Source organism: Kistimonas scapharcae (assembly GCF_039540975.1).
GTDB lineage: Bacteria > Pseudomonadota > Gammaproteobacteria > Pseudomonadales > Endozoicomonadaceae > Kistimonas > Kistimonas scapharcae.
In genome coordinates, this window is sequence record NZ_BAABFL010000300.1 from 1 (window position 1) to 3,069 (window position 3,069).

General features: G+C 49.4%; 3 protein-coding genes. 2 read left to right on the forward strand and 1 reads right to left on the reverse strand.

The window, feature by feature from the left end; genetic code table 11:
- Positions 1-184: 184 nt before the first annotated feature.
- Complete coding sequence (locus tag ABD892_RS11290; protein WP_345195761.1) at positions 185-1,093, reverse strand: LysR family transcriptional regulator; 909 nt, start codon at positions 1,091-1,093, stop codon at positions 185-187.
- 126 nt (positions 1,094-1,219) lie between these two features.
- Between ABD892_RS11290 and ABD892_RS11295 the strand changes: the two genes are divergently transcribed.
- Positions 1,220-2,272 (forward strand): zinc-binding alcohol dehydrogenase family protein, encoded by a 1,053-nt coding sequence (locus tag ABD892_RS11295; RefSeq protein ID WP_345195762.1) that lies wholly within the window; start codon positions 1,220-1,222, stop codon positions 2,270-2,272.
- Positions 2,273-2,411: 139 nt separating this feature from the next.
- Positions 2,412-2,705 carry a putative quinol monooxygenase gene (locus ABD892_RS11300; RefSeq protein WP_345195764.1) on the forward strand — a complete coding sequence of 98 codons (294 nt, stop codon included), beginning with the start codon at positions 2,412-2,414 and terminating at the stop codon, positions 2,703-2,705.
- Positions 2,706-3,069: the final 364 nt, after the last annotated feature.

The window sequence follows — 3,069 nt, forward strand, 5'->3', positions numbered from 1 at the left end:
CGTTTTGTGCAAAAACTGTACTCTGTTGCCAAAAGTACGGCCAGCTTGCTCACATTCCCAAGGTTAAGCGGGATTTAAGGTACTTAAAGCCAAGAGTTGTTTTTGGTGCGGAGGCCACAGCACATTACATACCCGTCGCAAGGTCAATGCTTACCAGGCCATCCGCCCTTCAGATCCAAACCGGTTATACCCTCAACCATTCAGCAAACTTTACCCTGAACCTGTCCCTTAACAACAATACCGCCGGTGTTATCTGCTGACGGGTCGGACAGATGAGATTCAAATCCACACCTGAAGACTGATACTCAGGCAATATTCTCACTACCCGTCCTGCACAAAGATCTACGGCCATATCAAGTCGTGATTTAAAGGAAATGCCTTTTCCCGCAACGGTCCACCGTCGAACAACATCCCCATCATTGGCACAGCGGGTACTGGACACTCTGACTTTAAAATGTTCCAACTTCCCCTTCTGTTGAGCGGTAAATTCCCAGACATCATTCAGGCGGTTGTTGAGCTGAAAGAGTAAACAGTTATGTTTTAACAGATCATTAGGTTTTGCAGGCATACCAAACCTTGCCAGATAGGCCGGGGAAGCACACACGATCCGTTCAATGGTCGCCAGCTTGAAAGCTACCATGGATGAATCCGGCTGGTTACCATAACGAATCGCCAGATCCACTCGGTCCAGGTAGAAATCCGCAATCGAATCCCCTAGCAGAACGTTGATTGATAAATCAGGATGTTCCTCCATGATCTCGTCAATCCAGTCTAACAGCAGGTTACGCCCCAGATCCGATGGCGCAGAAACCCGCAATTCCCCTGCCACCTTTCCTTCCAGTGCATGCATGGACGCTCTGCCTGCCTCAAGGCTGGTCAGTGCTTCACGGCAATAAACCAGGAAACGCTCACCTTCCGCAGTAATCCGCAGCTGTCGTGTAGAACGGATAAACAGCGGTATACCCAGTTGTTTTTCAAGGCGCTTAAGGGCTGCACTGGCTGCTGCAGTGCTCATATCCAGCAGTTCAGCCGCGCGGGTGATACTGCCACTGTCGGCAGTGTGGACAAAAAGGGCAAGATCGCCGGTATTCATTATCAAAAATATTTTGAATATGTTTAAAACATTGCCGCGTTTATATCATTCATCCGGTGTCCAATAATAGTTTTACACCGCAGCCTATTCTGCTTAAACGCTAACAGATGACAGGAAGAACCCTCCATGAAAGCCGTTGGATACTTAAAAGCCCAGACCATTGATCAGAGCGATGCATTAACCGATATTGAATTACCAACACCTCAGGCATCGGGCCGTGATGTGTTAGTCAAAGTGAAAGCCGTATCGGTCAATCCGGTAGACACCAAAATACGAGCCACCGTCTCCCCGGAAGCAGGACAATACAAAATTCTGGGCTGGGATGCCGTCGGTGAAGTGGTTGCGACAGGCGACCACGTCGAACTATTCAAGGAAGGCGACAAGGTATGGTATGCCGGAGATCTGACCCGACCCGGCTCCAACGCCGAGTATCAGTTGGTGGATGAGCGCATTGTTGGTCTGAAGCCCAAAACCTTATCCAGCGCAGAAGCCGCTGCAATGCCGTTAACGAGTATCACCGCCTGGGAGCTGCTGTTTGACCGTCTTGGCTTTACCCCGCGTCTACCTGGAAGCAACAGTCAGAGTGAAAGCGTCACAAATGGCACTCCACAGCCTCGCATTTTGATTATGGGAGCCGCCGGCGGTGTTGGCTCTATCCTCACCCAACTGGCTGCCAAACTGACCCGTGCCATCGTGATTGGCACCGCATCTCGTCCGGAAAGCCAGGCCTGGGTTCGTGAACGGGGTGCCAACCATGTCATTGATCATTCCCAGCCATTACTGCCACAGCTCAAGGCGGTGGGTATTGAAGATGTCAGCCATATCATCAGCCTCACCCATACAGATCAGCATTTTGAGCAGCTGGTCGAGGTGCTGGCACCGCAGGGCAAGCTGGCGCTGATTGATGATCCGGAAAACGGCATTGATATCATGAAGCTGAAAGCCAAATCCCTCTCCCTGCACTGGGAGTTCATGTATACCCGCTCGATGTTCCAGACATGGGATATACAAAAACAGCATGATCTCCTGAATAGCATCGCCAGTCTCATTGATGACGGCCTGCTAAAAACGACGCTGGGTAACCATTACGGTGCCATCAATGCCGCCAACCTAAAAATGGCCCATACACATATTGAAAGCCACCAGACTGTCGGAAAGGTTGTGCTTGAAGGCTTTTAACATCGCCAGGTTAACTACTGTTCTATTGTCTAACGATGGAGGGTATCTCTCCATCGTTAGCGGGTAGTGTATGAGACATGACTCAGCTAATCGCTACTGATTCAGTCTTCCGTAATAACCCAGCATCCGAGGATTCATCATGCGCAAACCCTTAACCATTGTCGCCCGCATTGAAGCCCGACAGGGAAAGGTCGATCAGCTAAAAGCAGCCCTGTTGAAGCTCATTGAACCCAGCCGTCAGGAAGCTGGATGTCTACAATATGACCTGCATCAGGACAATGAAACCCCGGCAGTATTTGTTTTCTATGAGAACTGGGAGTCACGCGCTTTATGGCAAGTCCATATGAATAAAGCTCATCTGAAAGCCTATATGGAAGAAGCTGATAGTTTAGTCGCAAGCTTCACCGTGAATGAAATGTGTCAGATTGGCTGAAAGCGGCAGTTTCTCATTAACACTCCGTACATCGTGATATAGAGAAAGAACCGCTTCACTATCATCGATGATAATCACACAGTTTCCCCGGCTCTGAATGTCGAGATGCCGGGGAAACGTACGCTGATTAAAACTACCGGGAGCCATGGATATCCTGCAGGTTTTATTTAGATTCCTGTAAGAAAAGGCCCATACTGGCGATCCGTATTTGGGATATGACTATCAAGCCAGTTCTTGATGTATTGCATGGTTTCCAGCGTAATGTTGTCTTGCCCCGCGGCAAACGTAAGTACTCAAAAACTCCTGTGCAGACCACATGGCAGCCAGCATGAGGCGTATTCGATAATATTTGCCAGTCTCGGAA